Source organism: Aeromonas sp. R7-1, assembly GCF_040908115.1.
Classification (GTDB): Bacteria; Pseudomonadota; Gammaproteobacteria; order Enterobacterales; family Aeromonadaceae; genus Aeromonas; species Aeromonas caviae.
Map to the genome: position 1 here is coordinate 33,447 of NZ_JBFODD010000054.1, position 24,002 is coordinate 57,448.

The 24,002-nt window shown below is 64.4% G+C and carries 20 protein-coding genes; 10 read left to right on the top strand and 10 right to left on the bottom strand.

Features of this window, described 5'->3' with window-relative positions; translation table 11 throughout:
- Positions 1-53: 53 nt before the first annotated feature.
- The gene (locus AB5Y51_RS15850) at positions 54-533 is read right to left on the bottom strand and encodes a GNAT family N-acetyltransferase (RefSeq protein ID WP_041215401.1); all 480 of its coding nucleotides are present in this window, start codon (positions 531-533) and stop codon (positions 54-56) included.
- Between the two features lie 3 nt (positions 534-536).
- Positions 537-908 carry an MmcQ/YjbR family DNA-binding protein gene (locus tag AB5Y51_RS15855; RefSeq protein WP_182935564.1) on the bottom strand — a complete coding sequence of 124 codons (372 nt, stop codon included), beginning with the start codon at positions 906-908 and terminating at the stop codon, positions 537-539.
- 106 nt (positions 909-1,014) lie between these two features.
- Here AB5Y51_RS15855 and AB5Y51_RS15860 point away from each other — a divergent pair, with 106 nt between their 5' ends.
- Positions 1,015-1,809: an alpha/beta fold hydrolase gene (locus tag AB5Y51_RS15860; RefSeq protein WP_010674369.1), complete on the top strand. Its 795-nt coding sequence runs from the start codon at positions 1,015-1,017 to the stop codon at positions 1,807-1,809.
- A gap of 15 nt (positions 1,810-1,824) precedes the next feature.
- Here the strand turns inward: AB5Y51_RS15860 and AB5Y51_RS15865 are convergent, their stop codons facing one another.
- Positions 1,825-2,802 (bottom strand): LysR family transcriptional regulator, encoded by a 978-nt coding sequence (locus AB5Y51_RS15865; protein ID WP_368178719.1) that lies wholly within the window; start codon positions 2,800-2,802, stop codon positions 1,825-1,827.
- Positions 2,803-2,862: 60 nt separating this feature from the next.
- Here AB5Y51_RS15865 and AB5Y51_RS15870 point away from each other — a divergent pair, with 60 nt between their 5' ends.
- The 6 genes from AB5Y51_RS15870 (at position 2,863) to AB5Y51_RS15895 (ending at position 10,967) form a co-directional block, all read left to right on the top strand.
- Entirely contained in the window at positions 2,863-4,560 is a 1,698-nt protein-coding gene (locus tag AB5Y51_RS15870) for an L-lactate permease (protein ID WP_368178720.1), read from the top strand.
- A 12-nt stretch (positions 4,561-4,572) separates the two neighbouring features.
- Entirely contained in the window at positions 4,573-5,394 is an 822-nt protein-coding gene (locus AB5Y51_RS15875) for a (Fe-S)-binding protein (RefSeq protein ID WP_319862804.1), read from the top strand.
- Positions 5,387-6,823, top strand: coding sequence for a LutB/LldF family L-lactate oxidation iron-sulfur protein (locus tag AB5Y51_RS15880; protein ID WP_368178721.1), 1,437 nt, complete (start codon positions 5,387-5,389; stop codon positions 6,821-6,823). The genes AB5Y51_RS15875 and AB5Y51_RS15880 overlap by 8 nt, the downstream gene beginning before the upstream one ends.
- A gap of 1 nt (position 6,824) precedes the next feature.
- Complete coding sequence (locus AB5Y51_RS15885; RefSeq protein WP_368178722.1) at positions 6,825-7,469, top strand: lactate utilization protein C; 645 nt, start codon at positions 6,825-6,827, stop codon at positions 7,467-7,469.
- Positions 7,469-10,276: an FAD-binding and (Fe-S)-binding domain-containing protein gene (locus AB5Y51_RS15890; protein WP_368178723.1), complete on the top strand. Its 2,808-nt coding sequence runs from the start codon at positions 7,469-7,471 to the stop codon at positions 10,274-10,276. Before AB5Y51_RS15885 ends, AB5Y51_RS15890 begins: the two co-directional genes overlap by 1 nt.
- 133 nt (positions 10,277-10,409) lie before the next feature.
- The gene (locus tag AB5Y51_RS15895) at positions 10,410-10,967 is read left to right on the top strand and encodes a hypothetical protein (RefSeq protein ID WP_266135999.1); all 558 of its coding nucleotides are present in this window, start codon (positions 10,410-10,412) and stop codon (positions 10,965-10,967) included.
- Positions 10,968-11,224: 257 nt separating this feature from the next.
- On the opposite strand, the gene AB5Y51_RS15900 is transcribed toward AB5Y51_RS15895, so the two are convergent.
- The 4 genes from AB5Y51_RS15900 to AB5Y51_RS15915 all read right to left on the bottom strand — a co-directional run bounded on the left by AB5Y51_RS15900 (position 11,225) and on the right by AB5Y51_RS15915 (position 16,837).
- Complete coding sequence (locus AB5Y51_RS15900; RefSeq protein ID WP_368178724.1) at positions 11,225-11,926, bottom strand: cold shock domain-containing protein; 702 nt, start codon at positions 11,924-11,926, stop codon at positions 11,225-11,227.
- A gap of 556 nt (positions 11,927-12,482) precedes the next feature.
- Positions 12,483-13,523 carry a lipocalin-like domain-containing protein gene (locus tag AB5Y51_RS15905; RefSeq protein WP_368178733.1) on the bottom strand — a complete coding sequence of 347 codons (1,041 nt, stop codon included), beginning with the start codon at positions 13,521-13,523 and terminating at the stop codon, positions 12,483-12,485.
- A gap of 185 nt (positions 13,524-13,708) precedes the next feature.
- Entirely contained in the window at positions 13,709-16,135 is a 2,427-nt protein-coding gene (locus tag AB5Y51_RS15910; RefSeq protein ID WP_368178725.1) for an FtsX-like permease family protein, read from the bottom strand.
- Positions 16,136-16,156: 21 nt separating this feature from the next.
- The gene (locus tag AB5Y51_RS15915) at positions 16,157-16,837 is read right to left on the bottom strand and encodes an ABC transporter ATP-binding protein (protein ID WP_323889448.1); all 681 of its coding nucleotides are present in this window, start codon (positions 16,835-16,837) and stop codon (positions 16,157-16,159) included.
- A 152-nt stretch (positions 16,838-16,989) separates the two neighbouring features.
- On the opposite strand from AB5Y51_RS15915, the gene AB5Y51_RS15920 reads away from it, so the two are divergent.
- From AB5Y51_RS15920 to AB5Y51_RS15930, 3 genes are all read left to right on the top strand, one after another.
- A complete protein-coding gene (locus AB5Y51_RS15920; RefSeq protein ID WP_010674381.1) occupies positions 16,990-17,463 on the top strand; it encodes a DUF4357 domain-containing protein in 474 nt (157 codons plus the stop codon).
- Positions 17,464-17,597: 134 nt separating this feature from the next.
- Positions 17,598-19,022, top strand: coding sequence for a sodium:proton antiporter NhaD (gene nhaD / locus AB5Y51_RS15925; protein WP_368178726.1), 1,425 nt, complete (start codon positions 17,598-17,600; stop codon positions 19,020-19,022).
- 33 nt (positions 19,023-19,055) lie between these two features.
- Positions 19,056-19,622, top strand: a complete 567-nt coding sequence (locus tag AB5Y51_RS15930) for a pyridoxamine 5'-phosphate oxidase family protein (protein WP_042863680.1) — start codon at positions 19,056-19,058, stop codon at positions 19,620-19,622.
- Positions 19,623-19,681: 59 nt separating this feature from the next.
- Here AB5Y51_RS15930 and AB5Y51_RS15935 read toward each other — a convergent pair whose 3' ends face one another.
- From AB5Y51_RS15935 to AB5Y51_RS15945, 3 genes are all read right to left on the bottom strand, one after another.
- A complete protein-coding gene (locus tag AB5Y51_RS15935) occupies positions 19,682-20,878 on the bottom strand; it encodes a Bcr/CflA family multidrug efflux MFS transporter (RefSeq protein ID WP_010674385.1) in 1,197 nt (398 codons plus the stop codon).
- A gap of 52 nt (positions 20,879-20,930) precedes the next feature.
- Positions 20,931-22,619: a 6-pyruvoyl-tetrahydropterin synthase-related protein gene (locus AB5Y51_RS15940; protein WP_368178727.1), complete on the bottom strand. Its 1,689-nt coding sequence runs from the start codon at positions 22,617-22,619 to the stop codon at positions 20,931-20,933.
- A 69-nt stretch (positions 22,620-22,688) separates the two neighbouring features.
- Positions 22,689-23,951 carry a hypothetical protein gene (locus tag AB5Y51_RS15945; protein WP_368178734.1) on the bottom strand — a complete coding sequence of 421 codons (1,263 nt, stop codon included), beginning with the start codon at positions 23,949-23,951 and terminating at the stop codon, positions 22,689-22,691.
- Positions 23,952-24,002: the final 51 nt, after the last annotated feature.

Genomic DNA, 24,002 nt, shown 5'->3' on the forward strand with positions numbered 1-24,002 from the left:
GCCCTTTCTTCATTGCCTTGGGGAAATGGTGCGTATTTTAGTGGCTGAACCCGTCATGGCAAGCGGCAGTGGAGCCGATGGCGGATAAATTGGACACCGCCGCGCTCCACCGTCTCCAATCCGGTCAGCAGGAAGCCGTGACGCAGGAAGAGAGCGAGGCTGAAGGCGCTCGCCTCCGTGGTGAGGCTGCCAAGGCCCATCTGGCTGGCGGCTGCCAGCACCCGCTCCAGCAGCAGGGTGCCGAGCCCCTGGCGCGGATGATCCGCGCTCACGTAGAGCAGGCTGAGATGACCGTCATCGCTCAGGGTGGCAAAGCCAAGGGGCACATCGTCTTGCTCGATGACCCAGCCATGGTGCTCGCGCAACTGGCTGGCAAGCCCCGGGTGATGGGCGCCCCTGGCCCACTGCTCCACCTGCTCCGGGCTGTAGTGTGCAGGCCCCAGGCGGCGTACCGACTGCTCGAACAGATCCAGCAGCCTTGGTATGTGCGCCTCCTCGAGGGGGACGATGCGAGGAGAAGAAGGAGACGGCATGGATCAATCCTCCCTGATGGTCGCGCGGGGGGCCTGGGGCCGCTTCGCCCTGGGCAGACCCGCCACCACCCGCTCATAGGAGTGGACTACCCAGCCCTGCCAGAGATCGTCAGACAGGCCTTCACTCAGGGTCACCGTGTTCCAGTGCTGCTTGTTCATGTGCCAGCCCGGTTTCACCTCGGGGTGGATCTCCCGCAGCAGCAGGGCGAGCTCGGGTTCGCACTTCAGGTTGATGGAGAGGGGCTCCGCCTGCCAGTCCACCAGGGCAAACATTTTGCCGGCGATGCGGTAGACCAGGATCTCCGGGCCGAAGGGGGTGTCCTCGGTGGCGCCGGGCTGGCTGAGCAAAAATTCACGCAATTGAACGAGGGTCATGGGGACTCCAGGCTGGTCCGATCATGGTGGAAGCATGTTCACCGGGGTGAGCCTTCTGTTAATATGCGCGCCGAGTATACCCCCCATCACCCCGGGAGCCCATGAGATGTTGTACCACAAGACCTTTGAACTGGGTCCCGATCGGGATTGGGTGGTGTTCGTGCACGGTGCGGGCGGCAGCTCCTCCATCTGGTTCAAGCAGTTGCGGGCCTACCGGGAGCACTTCAACGTGCTGCTGCTGGACCTTCGCGGTCACGGCCAGTCCAACCAGCTGCAGCAGGTGGTAAAGGGGCACTACAGCTTTCGGGCCGTGACCGAGGACATCCTGCGCCTGCTGGATCACCTGCGCATCCCCCACGCCCATTTTGTCGGCATCTCCCTTGGCACCATCCTCATCCGCCACCTGGCGGAGCTTCGCCCCGAGCGGGTCAAGAGCATGGTGCTCGGCGGCGCCATCCTGCGTCTCGACATCCGCTCCCGGGTGCTGGTGCAGCTTGGCCGCCTCGGCCAGCACTTCCTGCCCTACATGTGGCTCTACCGCCTGTTCGCCTTCATCATCATGCCGCGCCAGCACCATCAGGAGTCCCGCAACCTCTTCGTGCGCGAGGCCAGAAAGCTGTGCCAGAAGGAGTTCAAGCGCTGGTTCCGTCTCGCCACCGAGGTGAACCCCCTGATGCGCTACTTTCGCGAGCGGGCCCTGCCCATTCCCACCCTCTACGTGATGGGGGAGGAGGATCACATGTTCCTCGCCCCGGTGCGTGAGCAGGTGGCCCGCGACCCTTACAGCCGCCTCGAAATCATCGAAAAGTGCGGCCACGTCTGCAACGTGGAGCAGCCGGATCACTTCAACCGCCAGTCCCTGGCGTTTCTCTCCCGTCAGGCGGCGTCGTCCGCTCTTTGAAGCCCGACAAGGGCCTCAGATGAAGTAGTGGCCAATCTCCAGATAGCGCTGGCGGATGTGCTCGATGAGCAGCCTTATCTTGCGCGGCGGCTGGCGGGTGAAGGGGTAGACGGCGTAGATGCCGAGCTTCTTGCCCACCCGGTCGGGAAACAAGTCCACCAGATCCCCCTGCATCAGGTCGTGATAGACCAGACAGCGCGGCACATAGACGATGCCGCGCCCCCCCAGCGCCGCCTTGCGCAGGGCACCGGCGTTGTCGGTTGAAAAGCTCCCCGACACCGACACCAGATAGTTGCCCTCTTCCCCCTTGAAGGCCCACTCCGAGGCCCCCGTGCTCTGGTAGGCGTAGCGCAGGCAGTTGTGGGTGAGCAAATCTGATGGCTCGCGCGGCGCCCCGAAGCGGCGCACATAGGCGGGGGCGGCGCAGATGACCCACTGGGAGTCGAGAATGTGGCGGGCAATCAGGCTCGAGTCATCCAGATAACCGGTGCGAATGACCAGGTCGAACCCCTCTTCCACCAGGTTGACGAAGCGGTTGTCCAGCGACATCTCCACCGTGAGCCCGGGGTGCTGCTGGCAAAAATCGGCCACCGCATCGGCCAGCAGCAGCTCGCCGGAGATGGTGGGCACCGACATCCGCACATGACCGCTCACCTTTTCACCAAAACCCGCCACCGCGTCGAAGGCATCCAGTGCGGCGGCCTTCACATTTTTGGCACCTTGATAGAGCGCCTTGCCCGCCTCGCTCAGGGTGAGCCGGCGGGTGGTGCGATAGAGGAGCTGGACCCCGAGCTCCTCCTCAAGACGCCCGATCCGCTTGCTAACCACTGAATTTGTCAGGGAATTTTGTTCCGCTACCTTGCTGAAGGAGCCGGCCTCCACCACCTGGGCGAAGAGGATGAGGTCGTCAGTACTGGCCATATTTATCGATTTTTGGAACGAATGTTGTTCATTATTTCCATATATCGCGAAAAAAGAACAGGGTAAGGTCACGTCCGCTTAACAAAACAACAACAAGGTGCGCCTCTGCACCGCTCGGACAAGGACGCAATGATGACAGACACCCTGTTGGCCCTGGTGGCCTTCTCGCCGATCGTGGTGGCCGCCGTGCTGCTGGTCGGCCTCAACTGGCCCGCCAAGCGCGCCATGCCCGTCGCCTTCCTGTTGACCGTGTTCATCGCCCTCTGGGGCTGGCAGATGAGCCCGACCCGGGTGCTCGCCTCCACCCTGCAGGGGCTGGTGATCACGGTGACCGTGCTCTGGATCGTGTTCGGCGCCATCCTGATGCTCAACACCCTGAAACACACCGGTGCCATCACCGCCATTCGCGGCGGTTTCACCAACATCTCGCCGGACAGGCGCATCCAGGCCATCATCATCGCCTGGTGCTTCGGCGCCTTTATCGAAGGGGCCTCGGGCTTTGGCACTCCGGCCGCCATCGCCGCGCCGCTGCTGGTGGCCATCGGTTTTCCGGCGCTCGCCGCCGTGCTGCTCGGCATGATGATCCAGTCCACCCCGGTGTCGTTCGGCGCGGTGGGCACCCCCATCCTGGTGGGGATCCACAAGGGGCTGGATAACCAGTCCATCGGCCAGACCCTGAGCGCCGGTGGCAGCAGCTGGGACATCTACCTGCAGCAGGTGACCACCAACGTGGCCCTCATTCACGCCACCGTCGGCACCCTGATGCCGGTGCTGATGGTGATGATGCTGACCCGCTTCTTCGGCCGCAACCGCAGCTGGACCGAAGGGCTCTCCATCCTGCCGTTTGCGATTTTCGCCGGGCTCGCCTTCACCGTCCCCTATGCCCTCACCGGCATGCTGCTCGGCCCCGAGTTCCCGTCCCTCATCGGCGGCCTGGTGGGGCTGGCCCTGGTGGTGACGGCGGCGCGAGCCGGTTTTCTGGTGCCCAAGAACTCCTGGGATTTCGCCCCCGAGAACGAGTGGCCCGCCGAGTGGCTGGGTTCCCTCAAGCTCGATCTCAAAGAGGCCGCCGGTCGCCCCATGTCGCTCATGCTGGCCTGGCTCCCCTATGTGGCGCTGGCGCTCCTGCTGGTGGCGAGCCGGGTGAGCCCGGAGTTCAAGGCAAGCCTCCTGTCGGTGAGCCTCGCCTTCACGGACCTTTTGGGAGAGACGGGGGTCAGCGCCTCCATTGAGCCGCTCTACCTGCCGGGGGGCCTGCTGGTGCTCTGCGCCCTGCTCGCCACCTGGCTGCAGTCGCGCTCCCTCGCCCCCTTCGGGCGGGCACTGGGGGAGTCCAGCCGCACCCTGATCGGCGCTGGCTTCGTGCTGATTTTCACCGTGCCCATGGTGCGCATCTTCATCAACTCCGGCGTCAACGGGGCGGATCTCGCCAGCATGCCGGTGACCACCGCGAATTTTGCCGCCGGGCTGGTGGGGGAGTTCTTCCCGGCCCTCAGCGCCACCATCGGCGCGCTGGGGGCCTTTATCGCCGGATCCAACACGGTATCGAACATGATGTTCAGCCAGTTCCAGTTCGAGGTGGCCCAGACCCTTGGGGTCTCCACCGCCGCCATGCTGGCCCTGCAGGCAGTCGGCGCCGCCGCGGGCAACATGATTGCCATTCACAACGTGGTGGCGGCCTCGGCCACCGTGGGGCTGCTCGGTCGTGAGGGGGCGACGCTGCGCAAGACGGCGCTGCCGACCCTCTACTACCTGCTGGTCACCGGCCTTATCGGGCTGGCGCTCATGTACAGCTTCCACATCTCGGACGCACTGCTGCAGCTCAAGTAAGGAGAGCAAGTGATGAAGGTAATGCGGGTCTACCCGGCCAAGCCGGCCGATGTCTATCTCTACGCCACCTGTCTGGTGGACCTGTTCGACCCGGTGGCGGGGCTCGATGCCATCGCCCTGATCGAGCGGGAAGGGATAAGGGTGCACTTTGTCGAGAAACAGACCTGCTGCGGGCAGCCGGCCTACACCTCGGGTCACGAGGAGGAGGCGCGCAAGGTGGCGCAAAGCCAGATGGCGCTCTTCCCCGAGCCCTGGCCGGTGGTGGTGCTGTCGGGCTCCTGCGGCGGCATGATGCACCACCACTACCGCCGCCTCTTCCCCGAGAGCCCCGAGGTGGCCGATTTTTGCGATCGGGTGTTCGAGCTCACCGAGTTTCTGGCCCGGGTCTGCCGGGTGCGCTGGCACGGGGTGGGGGAGGCGAGCATCGTCATGCACACCTCCTGCTCGGGCCGGCGCGAGATGCAGGTACACACCACGGCCCGCAGCCTGCTGGGGCAGCTCGATGGCGTCACCTTGCATGAACAGGCCTACGAGAGCGAGTGCTGCGGCTTTGGCGGCACCTTCTCGGTGCGCCACCCCCACATCAGCCAGGCCATGGTGGAGGACAAGACCCGCCACCTGCTGGCCACCGGCGCCGACACCCTGGTGAGCGCCGACTGGGGGTGCCTCTTGAACATCAAGGGATCCCTGGCCTATCAGGGCAGGATCTTGCCTGCCACCCACCTGGCGAGCTTCCTGCTCGCCCACAGCCGCCCCGACAGTGACGAAATAGCTCATAACGGCGCCGCTGTTAGCGATTTGGCTCATACCAAAGAGGCCCAGCCCCATGTCTGATCACGCCAAGTATTCGCCGCGCCGCTTCCATCCCCAGGCCGAGGCGGCCCTGGCCGACCCCGTGCTGCGCCAGAACTTTCGCGGCGCCATGGATTACCTGCGCGCCAAGCGCCGGGATGCCTTCGCCGACCCGCAGGAAGAAGCGGCGGTGCGCGATGCGGCGGAGCAAATTCGCCAGCGCTGTCTCTCGCGCCTGCCGGACCTTTTGGAGCAGCTCGAAGCCAACTGCGAGCGCAACGGCATCCGGGTGCACTGGGCCCAGACACCGGCCGAGGCCAACGCCATCATCCTCGGTATCGCCCAGCAACACGGGGTGAGCAGCATCGTCAAGGGCAAGTCCATGGTGAGCGAGGAGGTTGGGTTCAACCACGAGATGGCGCGCCACGGCATCCGCTGCCTTGAGAGCGACATGGGGGAGTTTATCGTCCAGCTCGACGGCGACACCCCGTCCCACATCATCATGCCCGCCATCCACAAGAACAAGCAGGAGGTGAGCGACACCTTCGCCGGTAATCTGGCGGATTTCACCCCCACCACGGACGTGGACGCCCTGATCCAGACCGGGCGGCGGGCCCTGCGCGAAGAGTTTCGCCGCGCCGGCATGGGGCTCTCCGGCGTCAACTTCGCGGTGGCGGAGACTGGCAGCCTCTGTCTGGTGGAGAACGAGGGCAACGGGCGCATGTGCACCACTGTGCCGAAAGTCCATGTGGCCATCACCGGCATCGAGAAGGTGGTGGAGTGCCTATCCGACGTGCCGCCCCTTTACAGCGCCCTGACCCGCTCGGCCACCGGTCAGGCCATCACCACCTACTTCAACGTCATCAGCGGCCCGCGCCGGACAGGGGAGCTGGACGGCCCGGACGAGGTGCACCTGGTGCTGCTCGACAACGGCCGCAGCCAGGCTTACCGGGACGAGGAGCTGCGCAAGACCTTGCAGTGCATCCGCTGCGGCGCCTGCATGAACCACTGCCCGGTCTACACCCGCATCGGCGGCCACGCCTATGGCACCATCTACCCGGGTCCCATCGGCAAAATCATCTCCCCCCACCTGCTGGGGCTGGAAAGCACGAGCGATCTGGTGACCGCATCCAGCCTGTGCGGTGCCTGCGGCGAGGTGTGCCCGGTGCGCATCCCCATTCCCGACCTGTTGCAGCGCCTGCGCCGGGAGGCCAAGCACGACGCACAGCCCGGCCACGAACCGCTGGCGGGGCAGGGGGCGGCCAAGAGCCGGCTCGAGACCCTTGCCATGCAGGGCTTTGCCTTTGCCGCCACCCACCCGCGCCTCTATCACGCCGCGACCGGGGTGGCCGGTCGCCTGCGGGGCTTGATGCCCAAACACCTGGGCCCCTGGACCCAGTGCCGCGAAGCCCCCAAACCCGCCCCCCAGAGCCTGCACGCCCTGCTGCGCCAGAAGAAGAAGGAGTCCTGAGATGTCGAGCAAAGAGGCCATATTAAGCCGCCTGCGCGGCGCCGCTACCCCCATGGCCCACGCCCCCCATGGCTGGCAGCCCTGGCGCGGGGCAGATGACGGCGCGCGGCGTGAGCGCTTTGTTGCCGGGATCAGCGCCAGCCATGCCGAGATCCTCACAGTCCAACAGGCAAACCTTGCCCGGGATCTGGCCGCCTGGCTGGATGGGGAAGCAATAACGCATCTGGCCTGTGGTCAGGGCGGCCGTTGGCAGGAGGAGGTCGCGGCCGCTTGCGCCGGGCGATCTGTGCTGACCCCCGCAGGCGAGTTCGCGAGCTGGAAGGACGATCTGTTCGACGTCTGTCAGGCGGGTATTACCCACTGCGCGGGCGCCATCGCCGACACCGGCACGCTCGTATTGCTGCCGGATAACGGTGAGCCGCGCACCTTGTCCCTGGTGCCCCCCTGCCATATCGCCCTGCTGGCGGCCTCCACCATCGCCGACAACCTGGCGGGGCTGGTGGCGGCCGGGCGCTGGCAGCAGGCCATGCCCACCAATCTGTTGCTGGTCTCCGGCCCCTCCAAGACCGCCGACATCCAGCAAACCCTGGCCTACGGCGCCCACGGCCCGAGCCGCCTGTTGGTCGTGCTGGTGGAGGATTGCTGATGCGCTGGAATGAATTTGACGCCGCCGTGCTCTCGCGCATTGCGCCGGAGCGGCTGGTGAGCGACCCGGATCTTCGGCTGGCCCACGGCACGGACGCCAGCTTCTACCGCCTGGTGCCCGAGCGCATCGTGCGCCTCGACTCTTTGGATGAAGTGCGCTTCGTGCTGTCGGTGTGCCGCGAATTGGGCCTGCCGTGCACCTTTCGCGCCGCCGGTACCAGCCTCTCGGGCCAGGCCCTGAGCGATTCGGTGCTCATCACCCTGACCGACAGCTGGCGCGGCCACCGCATTCTGGACAATGGCGCGCGCATCGCCCTGCAACCCGGGGTGATCGGCGCCGATGCCAACCGCTATCTGGCCCCTCTGGGGCGCAAGATTGGGCCGGATCCCGCCTCCATCAACGCCTGCAAGCTCGGTGGCATCGCCGCCAACAACGCGAGCGGCATGTGCTGCGGCACCGCCCATAACAGCTATCACACCCTGCACGCCATGACCCTGCTGCTGGCCGATGGCACCGTGCTGGAGAGTGGCGACCCTCACAGTCGCGCCGCCTTGGCGGCTGTGCGCCCGGAGCTGCTCACGGGGCTTGCCGCCCTGCGCGCCGAGGTGCTGGCGAACGCCGAGCTTGCCGCCAAGATCCGCCACAAGTACCGGCTCAAGAACACCACCGGCTACGCCATCAATGCCCTGCTCGACCATGAGGATCCCGTCGATATCCTCACCCACCTGATGATCGGCTCGGAGGGAACCCTCGGCTTTATCGCCGAGGTGGTGCTCGATACCGTGCCCGAATACCCCCACAAGGCCTCGGCCCTGCTGGTGTTCCGGGACGCCGAGCAGGCCTGTCTGGCCACCTCGCGCCTGAAAAGTGCGCCGGTGGCGGCGGTGGAGCTGATGGATGGGCGATCCCTTCGCTCGGTGGCGGGCAAGCCCGGTCTGCCGGACTTTATCAAGACGCTGGATCTGGCCGCCTGCGCCCTGCTTGTCGAGGTGCATGGGGAATCGAAAGAGGCGCTGGTGGATCGCTGCGAGCAGGTGACGGCCATGGCCGCCGAGTTCGCCCAGGTCGCCTCTGTGCCTTTTACCAGCGACAGCGCCGGGCTCTGGGCCATTCGCAAGGGGCTTTTCCCGGCGGTGGGGGCGGTGCGCACCACCGGCACCACCGTCATCATCGAGGATGTCGCCTTTCCCATCGAGCGCCTGGCCGAAGGGGTGGTGGGGCTGCAAGCCCTGTTCGATAGCTTCCAATACGGTGAAGCCATCATCTTCGGCCACGCGCTGGAGGGGAACCTGCACTTCGTCTTTACCCAGGGGTTCGACGATCCGGCCCAGGTGGCCCGCTACGGCGCCTTTATGGATGCGGTGGCGGAGCTGGTCGCCGTGCGCTTTGGCGGGTCCCTCAAGGCCGAGCATGGCACCGGCCGCAACATGGCCCCCTATGTGGAGCTGGAATGGGGGCCGGAGGGGATGGCGCTGATGCGCCGCATCAAGGCGCTGCTGGACCCCGACGGCCTGCTCAATCCCGGCGTCATCATCAACGACGACCCCAAGGCCCACCTGGCCCACCTCAAGCCCATGCCGGCGAGCGATGCCATCGTGGATCCGTGCATCGAGTGCGGCTTCTGCGAGGCGGTCTGCCCCTCGCGCACCCTGTCACTGTCGCCGCGTCAGCGCATCGTGCTCTATCGCGAACTGGCCCGCCGCAATCGTGCCGATGAGCCCTCCCGCGAGCTGGCCCGGCTGTTTGACTATCAAGGGATTGAGACCTGTGCCGCCACTGGGCTGTGCGCCGATCGCTGCCCGGTCGGCATCAACACCGGCAGCCTGATCAAGAAGCTGCGCACCGACAAATACCAGCGTTTCGTGCCCATTGCCCGCTGGAGCGCCGATCACTTCGTAGGGGTCACCCGCACGGCCCGTGGGGCGCTGGGCCTCAAAGCCATTGCCGGCAAGCTGCTGGGGGAAAAAGCGCTGGCAGGATTGGTGAACGGGGTTCGCCATCTGAGCGGCCAGCGCACGCCCGCCTGGCTGCCCACCCTGCCGGGGCCGAGCCGTTACCGGTGGTCGCAAGGGGAGGGGAGCCATGGCGGATCCAGCGAGGACATTGGAGAGGATCGCGCCGTGGTGTACCTGCCGTCCTGCGCGAGCCGGGTATTCGGCCAGCAGGAGGATGCCCCTTCACTGCCGGATGTGGTGTTATCTCTGCTCAAGAAGGCGGGCTGCCGGGTCATCGTGCCGGCGAGAGTTGAGGGGCTCTGCTGCGGCATGCCCTATGACAGCAAGGGGATGGTCGAGGTGGCCGCTGCCAAGCGTACTGAGCTGGCCGAGGCGCTGTGGCAGGCAAGCGAGCAGGGGCGCTGGCCCGTGCTGCTCGACACCAGCCCCTGTGTGCAGCGACTGCTGTCGGGGGCGCTCGGCAAGGGCCTTCGGGTGTTCGAGCCCTCTGCCTTTGTGCTGGAACACCTGCTGCCCCACCTTGAACTGACCCCCATCGATGAGACAGTGATGCTCCATATCACCTGCAGCAGCCGGCGCATGGGGCTGGGGGATAAGATGCTGGCGGTGGCCCGCGCCTGTGCCCGGGAGGTGATAGTCCCTGAGCATATCCAGTGCTGCGGCTTTGCCGGCGACAAGGGGCTGATGACCCCGGAGCTCAACGCCGCGGCGCTTGCCTGCCTGCCCGCTCAGGTGCCCAGGGATTGCCGTCAGGGATTCAGCAACAGCCGCACCTGTGAAATGGGGCTCAGCCAGCACGCTGGCATTCCCTATCACAGCATCCTCTATCTGGTGGATCAGGCGGCGAGATAGAGAAAAAAACGGCAGGATAACTATCCTGCCGTTTTCAATGGGGTGAACAAGGTGGCTTAAAAACGGGACTTGTCTGGTGCTACGTGCTATGAAAGGGGCCGATACTGATACGAACGATGGTAAGGAAAAATTGATGACGCCGCTAAACCACTATCTGCCTGCCTATCACTTCTGTGAAGAGCACGCCCGCGACATTGCCGCCGACCCGCGCACCGTCATCCAGGCGGCGGCCAACTATCGACCGGAAGCGGATCCGGCCTTTCGCCACCTGATCGGCTTGCGGGAAGTGCCGATGCGCCTTGGGCATCTTCTTGGCCGCCAACAGAGCGCCAGCCCGCCTCCCTTTGGCTTGGACAGATTCGTGCCGCTCGACAGCCAGGACGACAACACGCTGCTCTACGGCCTTGTCGGCCGGTTCTGGCGGCCGGACTTTGGTCTGGTGACCATGGCGGACAGTCAGGCGTATCTGGACTTTGCGGCGCCAGGCGTCGCCAAGCTCGCCCTGGGGTTTTCGGCCAGCCGCCAGCCAAACGGCACCACCCGGTTGACCACCCAGACAAGGGTGTTCTGCCCGGATCTGGCCTGCCGCCTCAAGTTCGCACCTTACTGGTATCTGATCCGCCCCGTCAGCGGCCTGATCCGGCGCCGGATACTGGGTGCCATCAAGGCAGAAAGCGAAAGAGGGTTGTAAGGCCATGCCGGAGTGTTCACCTGTACTTTCACTTTTTGGCACAAACAGAAGATGAGGGATTAATGACTTCTGAGTTCCCCATTGCCGTGCCTGCAGCCATGGAATACAGCTGCACCTGAGAAATGAGGTGGTAACAGTATTCCCTATCACAGTATCCTCATCTGGTTGATCAAGTGGTGAGATAAAGAAGTAGGTGCAAGAGTCGGGAGTTTATCTGGCCATTAACTGCTTCACGACAAGTTCCCATTAAGTAATGTTCAACTCAGCCAAGATGCGATAGACACTAACCCTACTGGAATAACGATCATCATTACTAGAACACCAAGGCAGCCGCTACCCCGGTTTGATGATGAGTGGAAATCATTATTTGTTGTTTCTCGGTTACTCAACCATTCAGCATGGCAATTTGAGCAATAGAGTTTCATTGTTCCCGTATTCCAAGCGCGAATGGTGCGATTGTCAAACGGGGCATTGCAGCGACAACGAGAACAGGTAAAGAATTTTTTTGAAGGTTTTTTGGGACGACTGAAGAGAGCAAGTAATATCATTGCAAACAATGCAATAGGAAGTGATATCGCAAGGTCTTTTTCTTTATAATATTTAAAGCCAGTAAAAGTTATCAAAACTATAGCCAAGATTAAAAAAACATAATCCAGAGGTGTTTTTCTGACAGGTTCAAGTATGATTTTTTTATCACTTGGCCCTCCCTTAGAACGAGAGCTTTGTTTGGAAGGTTGTTTGATAGGACGAAGAGTCCAACCTTCACAGTAAACTTCTGTCGCTCTCACCCGTCGCTGACTATCGGTGTCAGTCTCAAACAACACCTCGTCATTAATCTGTGGCCTTCTGTCATTAGGGTTCACAGCAGAGATATGGAAGAATATTTTTTCTGAACCATCCTCTGGCGTAATAAATCCAAAGCCCTTGCCATCATTCCATTGAGTAACTTTCCCTTTCATTTTCTTCCCTGGGTATCAAATGTTGAATTGACTGTGTTAATGAACAAGGGATTGACAAAGAAAATGATTTTTTATTCTTGTATCCCTAGGTGCTTTCTACATAGAGGAGGATCTCACTGAGATTGTCATGTCGTATAACACACTCAATCTCGATTTTATAAACCCTGCCTAACTATAAAACAATGGTGTTTACTGGTATCCAGTTATATTTCATTACTCACTAAATCACACGACTACCGCACGGAATATAGCCTCCATTGTGCTGTGGTTAACTGATTGAGGATGTACGAACCGTAGTCGCTCCCTGGCTGCCTTTAGGGCTGGCGCATAAACAGGGTACCAAGTACAGCAGCATATGTTGAGCAAAATGTTTTACTTTGGGTGTGGGTTGGTGAGTATTTTTGATGGGGATCAGAAATTGGATAGGGCAGGATATTGGGTGCTGGCTGTTATTGGGAAGTTGCCTCAGAACCAAACCGTAGAGATGGTAATGGGGCGTAGACTTCGCCCCGCAACACACAAAGAGACGCAGCGAGAAATGAGGCAGGCCTTGGGTTCAATACCCCGTCATCTCCAGATAACCGACGCCTTTTGCATCCCCCGAGACGGATACCGCCCCTTCCCAGTAGTCAAAGCGCCCCGTCATGGCCTGATTGGCTTGGCGGGCACGGATCGTCAGGTTCAACTCGGCGGCTTCCAGTTGCCACTCGATGGGGTAGGCTTGCCCCTTGGGGCCGCGCCAGGTCTTGCCGGGGGTGAGACGGATACGATCTGGGCTTAATACCCGGCTGCTGCCGTCCCGTTCGATCAGGATGCCGTAGTGGTTCTCAGGCTCGGTGCGTCCTGCCTTGGTGCGCAGGCGAAACAGCATCAGCTCGCGGCCATCCTCAAATTGCAGCGAAAACCAGTCCCAGCCCGATTGCCACTCGGCCAATACCGAGCTGCTCCACTCGTGATCAAACCAGCCCTCACCGCTGACGTGGCGGGTCTCGCCATCCAGGGTCAGGGTGCCGCTGATGGTCAGGCGGGGGTAGGAGTAGTAGAAGGAGGCATTGCCCGGGCTCTTCTCGCTGTAACCCGCTTTGCCCTGTAGCACCGCGGGCTTGGCGGCGCTCACCTTCACATCAAGATCCCCCGCCTTGCTCTGCACCTTGAGGGTGGCGGGAAAGAGCGCTTCTCCTTGAGAGGCCAAGACCCACTCTTTCAGCCAATACTCACCGCCGCTGGCACCGGCGAGCCCCGGCCCCTGGCGGCTGGTGCGCTCGTCCTGCTGGTGGCTGCCTTTGCTCACATCCGTGATGGCGAACTGGGCCAGCCAGAGCTGGGGGGTGAGCCAGGGGTTGTCGGATGTTATCTCCTGCTCGATGCCTTGGCGAAACAGGGTCCACTGCATGCCGTAGCCGCGTCCCTGCTCGTCTTTGAGGTTGCCGGTGAGATACCACCACTCGGAGCGGTAGTCGGGGTGGGCACCGTGATCCGTGGGCAGGTGGATGGACTGACCCGGCAGAGCCTTTTTGAAGTGATTGTTGCCGCCGCCAAGGATGGCACCCAGATCGCTGGCCTGCGCGTGGCCGCTTATGGCAACAAGCGGGATCAAGAGGGCTGCAAGCCACAGGGTCTGTAAAGAGGACAAGATCCCCCTCACCCTGGCCCTCTCCCGAAGGGAGAGGGGATGGTTCGCGGCAGCTCTCTGCGCTTCTCTGCGCTGAATCAAGTGCGGTGACAGAGATCTGGTCAATGGGAACGTCAAGCCATGGCTGAGCCAGAGCGCCAACCGATATGTCATACCACTCTCCTTGCGGCGTACCAGGAGGCGAGCGCGCCACAGACGGGGGCGAGCAGGAGCGCCGTGACGGCGTGCAGGGGGGCGGCCTCGAAGGCCAGCCGCCAGCCGAAGGCGCGGGGGTTGACCACCTCAATCAGCACCCAGGCAAGGCCATAGCCCACCGGCAGTGCCAACAATGCCGTGAGCAGCCCCAATCCCGCCCCTTGCCACACCAGCAGCCGGCGGCAGTGGCGGGGGCTCAGGCCAAGGCTCTGCAGGGTCTGCAACTCGCCGCGCCGGGCCAGTCCCAGCACCATGAAGGCCGAGCCGATGCCGACGAAGGCGATCCCCAGGATCAGCAACTTCAATAGTTCGGTCACCACGAAGGTCTGGTCGAACACCCTGAGGGCGGCGGCGTGGATGGCGGGGGCGGGCAACAGGTTCACCTGCTCACCAAACTGGCTCCTGAGCCTGTCGCCAAGGCGCTCGGGATCCGGGCTGAAGAGGGCAAGGGATTGCACCTTGCCCCCTTCGAAGGCGTGCAGTATCTGTCCCTTGTCGCTGCCGTAATCCTGATAGACGCCGGTGACGGTGAGCGTGCGTGGCCCCTGCTCGCCGCTCACCTCGAGGCGCTGGCCCACCCTGACCCCGAGGCGTACCGTCAGCGGTTCGCTCGCCAGCACCTCGTCGGGAGCGGCGGGCCAGCGCCCGGCCAGCAGGGGATAGGCGGCTTTGAGTTCGGGAATAAAGTCCATCTGCGCCCACTCGATGGGCTGCCCCTGCCAGCGGGCGGGGAGCACGGCGCGGCGGGAGGCGGCGCGCACGTCCGGCGCGGCGAGGATGGTGTTGAGGGTCTGCTCGCCGAGGGCGCCCCTGCTGCCCGCCACCCCCTTGGGAGCGGTGACGTAGAGATCGGCGGCCAGGCGCTGGCCGAGCCAGATCTCCACGCTCGAGCGAAAGCTCGACACCATGACCCCGATGCCGATGGCTGCGGCGATGGCCAGTTGCAGCGCCATCACCGCGATGGCGGTGCGATCCAGGTGATAGAGGGTTTCGGCCACCCCGAGCCGGGCGGTGAGGGGGCCGCGTGCACGCAGCCGCCCCAGCAAGGAGCGAAGGGCATCGGGCAGCAGGAGGGCCATGGCGAGCAGCCAGCCCCCGGCCACGAAGAGGGCGCCGCCAAGGCCAGTGTAGGGCTGCCACAGACACAGGGCGCACAGCAGCAGGATGGCGATGGCAAGCCCCCGGCGTTGCCAGGGGTGAGCCGGCGGGCGACTGTTGCCCTCTCGCAGCGCAAGGGGGGATTGGCGCAGCAGTTGCCACCAGCCGGGCAGGTTGGCGGCAAGCATCCCCAGAAGACCAATCACCAGCGCCTTGCCAAGGCTCGTCGGGGAGAGGCGCAGCAGGTCGATGGGGTTGGGGCCATAAAGGTCGGCCAGCGCCTGGGTGAGCTGCCCCATCAGGGCGAGGGCCAGCAGGCTCCCCAGCAGCAGCCCGAGCAGGGTGCCGAGGGTGGCGAGGATCAGGATCTCCAGGGTCAGCCAGCGCAGCACCCGGCGCGGCGGCATCCCGAGGATGATGAGCTGGGCGAGCAGGGGACGGCGCACGCTCTGCACGAAGCGCTGGGCGTTGAACACCAAAAACAATCCCACCGCCATGGCGAGCAGGGAGAGGGCGGTGAGGTTCAGGGCCAGCGCATCCCCGAGCTGGCTGGCATCGAGCGCCGGGCTGATGGGCTCGAGCCAGAGGGGCTGATGGGGGGCATAGGATTGCAGGGCCGCCTGCAGGGCTCTTTGCAAGGTATTGGCCTCTTGCTCACTGAGTTTGAAGACGATGCGATCCAGTCTGCCTTCCTTGCCAAGCAGGGGCTGGGCGAGGCCGATGTCGGTCACCAGCAGCCGCTCCATGGGGACGGCGCCGGGCTCGAAGGTGCCCGCCAGGGTCAGGGTCAGGGGGCGTTGCCCCTCATCCCCCAGCACAAAGGTTCGCGACTGGCCCGGTTGCCAGTCAAGGCGCCTCGCCTCGGGGGCGGCCAGCCAGACACTGTCGCCGCGATTCAACGAGACATCGGGTTGGCTGTCTGGCGCATCGCCAAAGAGGCGGCGCAGGGGGCCGGGGTTGAAGAGATCCATCCCCAGCAACTGGAAGCTGCGCCCCTGCTCGTCCTTGAGCCAGGCGTGAAGCTCTGGCATGGCGTCAAGGTTCGGCTGGCTTCGCACCAGCCTCACGTAGACTTGCTCATCCAAGCCACCCTGGGGGGCCAGGCGGTAGTTGGCCTCCCCGGCGAGCTGGCTGCGGGCGGCGACGAAGTTGGTGCGGGCGCTGTGGTTCAAGAGCTCGATGGCCACCACCAGGGTGACCCCGAGGGTGAGCCCGGCCAGGCTCATCAAGAGCAGCCAGGGGTGAGCGCGATAGAGGCGCAGCAGCGCCTTGAGCGGCAACATCAGCAGGCCTCCCGGCAGACGTCAGCCATGGCGGCGCCCCTTGAGCTCGACCAGCTGCCCCCCTTCAAGGCGCAGCACCCGATCCGCCAGGTCGCCATAGCCCGGGTTGTGGCTCACCAGCAAGAGACCGGCGCCGGTATCGCGCACCGCGCTCATCATCAGGGCCATCACCTGCTCGGCGTTGTGTTCATCAAGGCTCCCGGTGGGTTCGTCGGCGAGCAGCCAACGGGGCTGATGAATGAGGGCACGGGCCAGCGCCACCCGCTGGCGCTGGCCGCCGGAGAGCTGTTCCGGCCAGGCGTGGCGTTTGTGGCTCATGCCAAGGCGCGCGAGCAGGGCATCGAGGCGCCCATCGTCCTGGGGCAGGTTGTTTATCTGAAGGGGCAGGGCGAGGTTCTCGGCCACGGTCAGGGTCGGCAGCAGGTTGAAATCCTGATAGACGATGCCGAAATGGCGCCCGCGAAGCCGGGCCCGCTCGTTTATCGGCAGGGTGTCGAGACGGGTCTCTTCCAGCCAGATCTCCCCCTCGTCCGGGGCGATGAGACCGGCGATGAGGTTGAGCAGGGTGGACTTGCCACAGCCGCTTTGCCCCAGCAGCAGGCAGGTTTCCCCCGGGGTGAGGGCGAGATCCAGCCCCTCAAACAGGGGGAGCGTCTCGCCGCCGTTGGCGAAGCGTTTACTGAGGTTGCGCAGGCTAAGCATGGGATAACCGTTTGATGGTCAATGGCTTTCACAATGTCCGTCACTATGCCAGTTAGTGATCGCGCCTGCAAAAGGGATGGGGATCCTCGCTGGATCCCGCTCGCCTGAGGTGGTTAGAATAGGGCCTTCCATGGGTCACAGGATGAGCAAGGATGTTACACAAGCAAGTCAGTTTTATCGTCGACAGCAAGGGCGTCAAGCAGGCTGCCGTGGTCCCCATCGATATCTACAACGAGCTGATGACCCTGCAAAAGGCCCTCTCCGACAACAAGCCGGGGGAGCGCGAGCTCTACCACTTCAACGGCAAGGGGGCAGAGGCCCATGGTTATCCGGTGGGCAAGCGGCAGAACCCCGGTTTCATGGTCCAGGCGGGCTCCACCGCCAACGGCGAGGATGCGGCCTCCCTGCGCGAGGCGGTGATCGAGCTGCGCCAGGAGCTGCTGGGCAAGGGGGTGCTCGTTCCCCACCCCGAAGGGGGCTTCATCTTTACCGCTGATCAGCTCTTCAACAGCCCGAGCCTGGCCGCGAGCCTGGTGGCGGGCAACAACCGAAGCGGGCTGGATGCCTGGCAAAACAGCGCAGGCTACACCCTCAAGCAATCGGGTTTTGGCAAGAAGACCTCCTGATGACGGGGCCCGGCAACGGGCCTCGCTCATGTTTGCCTGAGTGCCCGCGGCGGGCCGCTCATCAGGATGACAAAGAGGCGGCTTCCCTTTGCGCTGCTAGCCTCAATGCCAGACGCCTGCCAGGAGATGCCGCCATGTCTGGACTCCTTCGCCTCGTGCCCGGGGCGGCCCTGCTCAGTGCCCCCGCCGCTGCGGGCAACGGCCCCCTCGATCTGACCCACAGCGGGGTCGGGCTCTTCGCCCTCGCCATCTTCGCCCTGGCTTATGCCCTGGTGATGGCCGAGGAGTACCTGAAGCTGCGAAAATCCAAGCCGGTGCTGGTGGCCGCCGGCATCATCTGGATAGCCATCGGCCTGGTCTATACGGGGCAGGGGCACAGCGAGCTGGCTCAGGCCGGGTTTCGCCACAACCTGCTGGAGTATGCCGAGCTGATGCTCTTCTTGCTGGTGGCCATGACCTATGTGAACGCCATGGAGGACAGGCTGCTGTTTGCCGTGCTGCGGGTACGCCTGGTGCAGGCGGGCTTCAGCCTGCGTACGCTCTTCTGGCTCACCGGTTTTCTCGCCTTTTTCATCTCCCCCGTGGTGGACAACCTCACCACGGCGCTGCTGATGTGTTCAGTGGTGCTCAACGTGGCCAACGGGGAGCGCCGCTTCATCAACCTGGCCTGCATCAACATCGTCGTGGCGGCCAATGCGGGCGGCGCCTTCAGCCCCTTTGGCGACATCACCACCCTGATGGTGTGGCAGGCGGGCAAGGTGCCGTTCCAGCAGTTCTTGCTGCTCTTCATCCCCGCCCTGCTCAACTTCCTGGTGCCGGCCACCCTGATGAGCCTGATGGTGCCCCGTCTGGTGCCCGCCATGCCGGGCGAGATGGTGGTGCCAAGGCGCGGCGCCGTTGTCATCGTGCTGCTCTTTGTGCTCACCATAGTGACCGCCGTCGCCTGCCATCACTTCCTGGGGTTGCCCCCCGTGCTCGGCATGATGATGGGGCTGGGCTACCTGCAATTTTTCAGTTTCTATCTGCGAAAGACCCAGCCCGTCACCCTGGCCCGGGCACGGGCGCTGTATGAGCGCACCGGGGACGAGGCCAGGCTGCTGCGTCTGGGCTCGGTGGTGCCGTTCGATGTGTTCAACAAGATTGCCAAGGCGGAGTGGGACACCCTGCTCTTCTTCTACGGGGTGGTGATGTGCGTCGGCGGCCTCGGGTTTATGGGGTATCTGGCGCTTGCCTCCCATTTCCTCTACGACGGCGGCGATCCGACCCTGGCCAACGTCGCCATCGGCCTGCTCTCCGCCCTGATCGACAACATTCCGGTGATGTTCGCCGTGCTCTCCATGGAGCCGCAGATGAGCACGGGGCAGTGGCTGCTGGTGACATTGACCACCGGGGTGGGGGGCAGTCTGCTTTCGGTCGGCTCCGCCGCCGGGGTGGCTCTGATGGGGCAGGCCAGGGGCATGTATACCTTCGTCGGGCACCTCAAGTGGTTGCCTGCCATTTTGCTTGGCTATATGGTCGGCATAGGGGCGCACCTGTGGCTCAACAGCGCCCTGTTTTAGGCAACCCGGTTCCAGGCACCAGGGAGAGGCAAGATGGGACAACTGTTCGAGGCGCTTTCGCCGCGCCATGTCACCTTTATCGAGGGGCAGAAGATCTTCTTTGTCGGTACGGCAGCCGCGAAGGGATCGGTCAATCTCTCCCCCAAGGGCGGGGATTCGCTGCGCGTCCTCGATGCCCACACCCTGGCCTGGCTCAACCTGACCGGCAGCGGCAACGAGTCCGCGGCCCAGGTGCTGCAACAGCCGCGCATGACGGTGATGTTCTGCGCCTTCGAGGGGGCGCCGCTTATTCTGCGGGCCTATGGCCAGGCACGGGTGCTGCACCGCACTGATCCGCAGTGGCCGTCGTTGCTGGCGCTGTTCCCCCCAAGCGTCGCGGCTCGCCAGATCTTCCTGCTGGACATTGAACGGGTCCAGACGTCGTGCGGCATGTCGGTGCCTCTGTTTGACTATCAGGGAGACAGGGAGGATCTTGCCAACTGGTCGGCACGCCAGGGGCAGGAGGGGATAGAGGCCTACTGGCGCAAGAAGAACCAGCTAAGCCTGGACGGGCTGGAGAGCGAGATCCTGGCGCGCAGTGGGTTGCAGGCCGATGACTGAGGCCTGCGCCCCGATGCAAAAAGCCCTGTCCATGGACAGGGCTTTTTCATTGCAAGGCATCAGGGGACGCGCTTGCCGCTCAGCAGCCAGTAACTGAGGGCCGACCCCAGGCCGCAGCCGGCGATGGCGATGGCCATGGGGAGCGGCGATTCGGGGGGATTGAGGTTGACCAGGACCCCCACCAGGGCCCCAAGGCCAAAGCGCAGGGTGCCCGCCAGTGCCGAGGCGGTGCCTGCGGACTGGGGGAAGTGGCCCATCAGGCCGGTCATGGCGTTGGCCCCCACCAGGCTGATGTGGCCGACGAAGAGCACGACGGGGATGACGATGCCCCACAGGCCGCCAGTCTGGCTCCAGGCGTTGTAGATGAGCAGGGCCCCGGCCAGCGGCAGCACGGTCAGGCCGTATCGCAGCATGCGCTCGGCACCCACCCCTTTCACCAGCCGGCTGTTGGCGAAGGTGACCACCATCATCAGCAGGATATTGAGGCCAAAGAGCCAGCCGTAGTGCTCGGTCGGCACCTTGAAATACTCGATGTAGACATAGGGGGAGGCGCTCAGGAAGGCGAACATGCCGGAGCTCGACAGGGCGCCGCACAGCACATAGCCCATGGCTCCACGGTGGGAGAGCACCCCCCAGTAGTTGCGAAGCACCTGCCCGAGTCGCAGGGGCTGCTTGTGCTCGGGTTTGAGGGTCTCCTCAATCTTCCACTGCATCACCAGGCAGATGAGCAGGCTGATGGCCACCAGCAGCCAGAAGATGACCCGCCAGTCGCTGTGAGCGCTGATATACCCCCCCACCACGGGGGCCACCAGGGGGGCGAGGGTCATCACCAGGATGACGAAGGACATGGCGCGGGAAAACGCATCCTTCTCGAACAGGTCGCGCAGCAGGGCGTTGACCACCACGGAACCCGCGGCGCCCCCTGCGGCCTGCAACATACGCCAGGCGAGGAGCTCAGGCAGGGAGTCCGCCATGGCGCAGCCCACGGAGGCCACGGCAAACATCGTCAGGCCCGCCAGGATCACCGGCTTTCTGCCGAAGCTGTCGGCGAGCGGCCCGTAAAAGAGCTGGCCGATGGCAAAGCCCCCCAGGAAGGCGCTGATGGTGAGCTGGGCGCCGTCGATGCTGGTAGCCAGATCCCGGGCGATGGCGGGAATGGCGGGCAGATACATGTCCACCGCGAGGGGAGTCAGGCCCGCCAGGGCGCCGAGCAGGATGAAGAGGAAACGGGGGGAGAGGGAGCTGGCTTGGGGCATAGGGTATCCGAGTCGTGGGCTGGGCCGGGTTAAGAGGCAGGTGTTGAGTCTATCAGTTTTGGCGGGCGCGATCAGGTGCATCCTGCCCGATGCTCTTTTGTCTGGTGTGGCGCCAGAGCAGCCAGAGCCAGGCAAGCCATCCGAGCAGGGAGAGGGCATTGCCGGTGCGCTCCGGCCAGCGCGCCGCCAGGGTCAGGGTGAGGCTGTGGTGGCCCGCCGGAACCCAGAGTTGCATCAACCCCTGGCGATTGGCGCTCACCGTCAGCGCCAGGTGCCCGTCGAGGCGGGCCTCCCAGCCGGGGTAATGGTATTGGTGCAGGACCAGCCGGGTCGGCACCCGGGCCTTGATCTCCAGCGCCAGGGCGCGGGGTTGCCAGCGGGTCAGGGTCCAGCTTGCGCCTGGCGGTTCGGCGCTGACGGGCGGCTGGAATTCCTCCTTCCAGGCGAGCAGGGTCGGGGCAAACATGCCCCCCGGCACCTGCCTTGGCCTGTATTCCCGGGCACTGCGCTTGCTGTCGAACTCGAATGCCATGGCTTCCCGTTCGGGGGCCTGGGTGAGGGGGGCGTGACGCACATAGGCCAGGGTGGAGAGGAGGGTCAGCAGAAATACTACCCACCAGAGCCCCTGCCAGAGACGATGGGGCTGGGTGCCGAGCGCCACCACGGCGACCGTGGCAAGGGCGAGCACCAGGTTGAGCCGCCAGGGAAACTGCACCCGCTGCAAGGGGGGAAGCAGGCTCCAGAGAGGCTGGCTCGGGGGCAGCATCATCAGGAAGGCGACGACGCCGATCGCCCCCCAGCACAGCAGCTCGGGGTGGCGCGGCTCCCGGGCGGCGGCCCAGGCGATGAGCAGCAGGGCCAGGGTCAGCATGCTTTGCCACGCTAGGTGACCGCGAAAACGCCAGTCCTCCCAGGCGCTGGGCAGGCGGTCGAGAAAGTTGCGCCTGTAGTCGAACATGCCGCCGCGCATCAGCTCCATGGAGATGGCCCCCTGATCCGCCAGGGCGGGCAGCAGCAGGGCGGCTGCCATGCAAAGCCCCACCCCCTGGGCGCCGAGGGCTTGCCAGCAGGGCGTCAGAGTGCGGGTGCGTCTGGCGAACCAGAAGGCGCGCAAGGTGACCAGCCCCATCATGAGCAAGAGGCCGGGGAGGTGGGAGAAGGCCAGCAGCGCCAGCCCCAGGATCAGCAGGGGCAACCCCTGAGGTCGTTCGCGGTGGGCGAGATCCTGCCCCAGCAGAATAAGGGGAGCCCAGGCGAAGGCCCAGAACTCCGCCAGGGCGAAGCGGGCATAGAGATCCATGGCGACATGATAGGGCAGCGCCAGATAGAGCAGGCTGGCGGCCAGGGCTCGGCCAGGGGGCGTGGTGGCACGCAGCCACAGATAGGCAAACACCCCGGAGAGCAGCAGGGCCAGGGTGGCGCTGCCAAGCAAAGGGTAGATGGCCTGCTGGGGGAGGGCACCGGGCCCGGCAAAGAGGGCGCTGACGTAGTAGGGGAGCGGGGGATAGAAGAAGAAGGTGGGGCTGCCGAAGCCGCCGTTCATGGCCATCAGCCAGCGGGGATAGAGTTCCCCCTGCCAGAGCTGACGGGCAAAGTAGTGGCCGGAGAGCAGGTGATGAAACAGATCGTGTCCCTGGCTGCCCCCCTGCCACCAGAGCGGCAGCATCAGCAGGGCGCAGGCCAGCAACAGGGCCAGCGCGACCCGTATCCCCTCCCCGGTTCCGCTCGTGTTTCTTTCCATTGCACTGGTTCCTGACAGACCCGGCTGTGAGTGTAGACGAGTCGTGCGATGCCCTCGCAAGTGCCCGGTTTAGCGGGGCAGGGCGAGCCAGAGGCCGGGTTCGGCGTGAAAGCGGGGGGCAAACCAGAGGGTGTCATAAGGGCCTGGTAGCGCCTCTGCCCCCAGGGGGCGGCGGCTGAGGCGGCAGGCCCCCTGGGTGAGCGCAAGGGCGGCATCCCCCCGGTACCAGCCGTCGGTGACGGGCAGGGTTGTGGTTTCCCTAAGCAGCCTCACTCCCCACTGGGTCACCAGCGCCGGGCAGTTTTTTTCGGCGACTCTGGCCGCCTGCACCATGGCGGATGGGCGGGGTGGGGTGAAGGTCACCGCGAGCAGCAGCAATCCGGCCAACGCGACCAGCCCAACTCCTCGGCGTGGCAGCCAGCCTGCCAGCAGCACGAGGCCGAGCAGGGTGATGGGCGCGAGATGGCGGGGATTGTCCGGATTCTGGCCAACCAGGGTCCACAGCAGCAGAACGAGCCAGTAGAGGGGCCAGAGCACGGAGGGGGCTGGATTGTGATCCTTTGAGCGTTGCCAGAGCGGCAGTATCAGCAAGGCCCCCATCAAGAGGGGCCAGAGTGGGGTCAGCTGATCGTTGAAGGTATTCGCCCAGCTCAGCAGTCGATCCCCGTGGGCTGCCGCCGTGTTGCCCCACAGGGTAAAGTGGCCGTCGGTAAAGCGCCGCCCCTCGGCAAAATAGGCCCAGCCGTCGGCCTGCCAGACACACAGCAGGCAGGCTAGCCCTACCAGCGCGATGGGGAGCACAAATCTGACGCGGTTGCCCTGCTGCGCCATCCCAAGCCAAAGGGGCAGCAGGGTCAGCACGAAGTAGGAGGGACGCAGCGCCAGCATAAGGCCCAGCAGCAAACCCGCCAGCGCTATCTTGCGCTGTTGCAAGGCCAGCAGCGCTGCCAGCCAGGCGGCGAGCGCAGGCCCGTCGGACAGGCCGGAGAGCGCTAGGGTCGGGGTGAGCGGCAGGGCCAATACCAGCAGCCAGACCGGCACCAGCAGGCTGGGCCGCTGCCACAATCTGACCGCGAGGGAGGCGGCGAGCGGCGCCAGCAAGCTGCTCCCCAAGAGGCTTGCCCACAGCACCGCCCGGGCCGGATCGTCCACCACCAGATTGATCAGCCGCGCCAGCCAGATAAAGGCGGGGTAGCCCGGAAAGTGGGGGGAAAACTCCAGCACGCTGAAGCGCACCACCCCGTGGGCGAAGTTCAGGGCATCGTCGGAATCGAGCGCCACGGGGAAGGCTAGCAGCCAGCCGAGCCAGGCCAGTTGCAGCAGGGCAAGCAAGTAGAGTCGATTGGCGAAGCGTAATCGGCCGTGGCGACGCCCCCCTTCTCC

Coding starts and splice junctions, on each gene's coding strand:
- AB5Y51_RS15850 (WP_041215401.1), bottom strand. CDS start 533: ATGCCGTCTCCTTCTTCTCCTCGCATCGTCCCCCTCGAGGAGGCGCAC.
- AB5Y51_RS15875 (WP_319862804.1), top strand. CDS start 4,573: ATGAAGGTAATGCGGGTCTACCCGGCCAAGCCGGCCGATGTCTATCTC.
- AB5Y51_RS15885 (WP_368178722.1), top strand. CDS start 6,825: ATGTCGAGCAAAGAGGCCATATTAAGCCGCCTGCGCGGCGCCGCTACC.
- AB5Y51_RS15935 (WP_010674385.1), bottom strand. CDS start 20,878: ATGCCCCAAGCCAGCTCCCTCTCCCCCCGTTTCCTCTTCATCCTGCTC.
- nhaD (WP_368178726.1), top strand. CDS start 17,598: ATGTCTGGACTCCTTCGCCTCGTGCCCGGGGCGGCCCTGCTCAGTGCC.
- AB5Y51_RS15915 (WP_323889448.1), bottom strand. CDS start 16,837: ATGCTTAGCCTGCGCAACCTCAGTAAACGCTTCGCCAACGGCGGCGAG.
- AB5Y51_RS15870 (WP_368178720.1), top strand. CDS start 2,863: ATGACAGACACCCTGTTGGCCCTGGTGGCCTTCTCGCCGATCGTGGTG.
- AB5Y51_RS15930 (WP_042863680.1), top strand. CDS start 19,056: ATGGGACAACTGTTCGAGGCGCTTTCGCCGCGCCATGTCACCTTTATC.
- AB5Y51_RS15910 (WP_368178725.1), bottom strand. CDS start 16,135: ATGTTGCCGCTCAAGGCGCTGCTGCGCCTCTATCGCGCTCACCCCTGG.
- AB5Y51_RS15895 (WP_266135999.1), top strand. CDS start 10,410: ATGACGCCGCTAAACCACTATCTGCCTGCCTATCACTTCTGTGAAGAG.
- AB5Y51_RS15860 (WP_010674369.1), top strand. CDS start 1,015: ATGTTGTACCACAAGACCTTTGAACTGGGTCCCGATCGGGATTGGGTG.
- AB5Y51_RS15920 (WP_010674381.1), top strand. CDS start 16,990: ATGTTACACAAGCAAGTCAGTTTTATCGTCGACAGCAAGGGCGTCAAG.
- AB5Y51_RS15880 (WP_368178721.1), top strand. CDS start 5,387: ATGTCTGATCACGCCAAGTATTCGCCGCGCCGCTTCCATCCCCAGGCC.
- AB5Y51_RS15855 (WP_182935564.1), bottom strand. CDS start 908: ATGACCCTCGTTCAATTGCGTGAATTTTTGCTCAGCCAGCCCGGCGCC.
- AB5Y51_RS15940 (WP_368178727.1), bottom strand. CDS start 22,619: ATGGAAAGAAACACGAGCGGAACCGGGGAGGGGATACGGGTCGCGCTG.
- AB5Y51_RS15900 (WP_368178724.1), bottom strand. CDS start 11,926: ATGAAAGGGAAAGTTACTCAATGGAATGATGGCAAGGGCTTTGGATTT.
- AB5Y51_RS15890 (WP_368178723.1), top strand. CDS start 7,469: ATGCGCTGGAATGAATTTGACGCCGCCGTGCTCTCGCGCATTGCGCCG.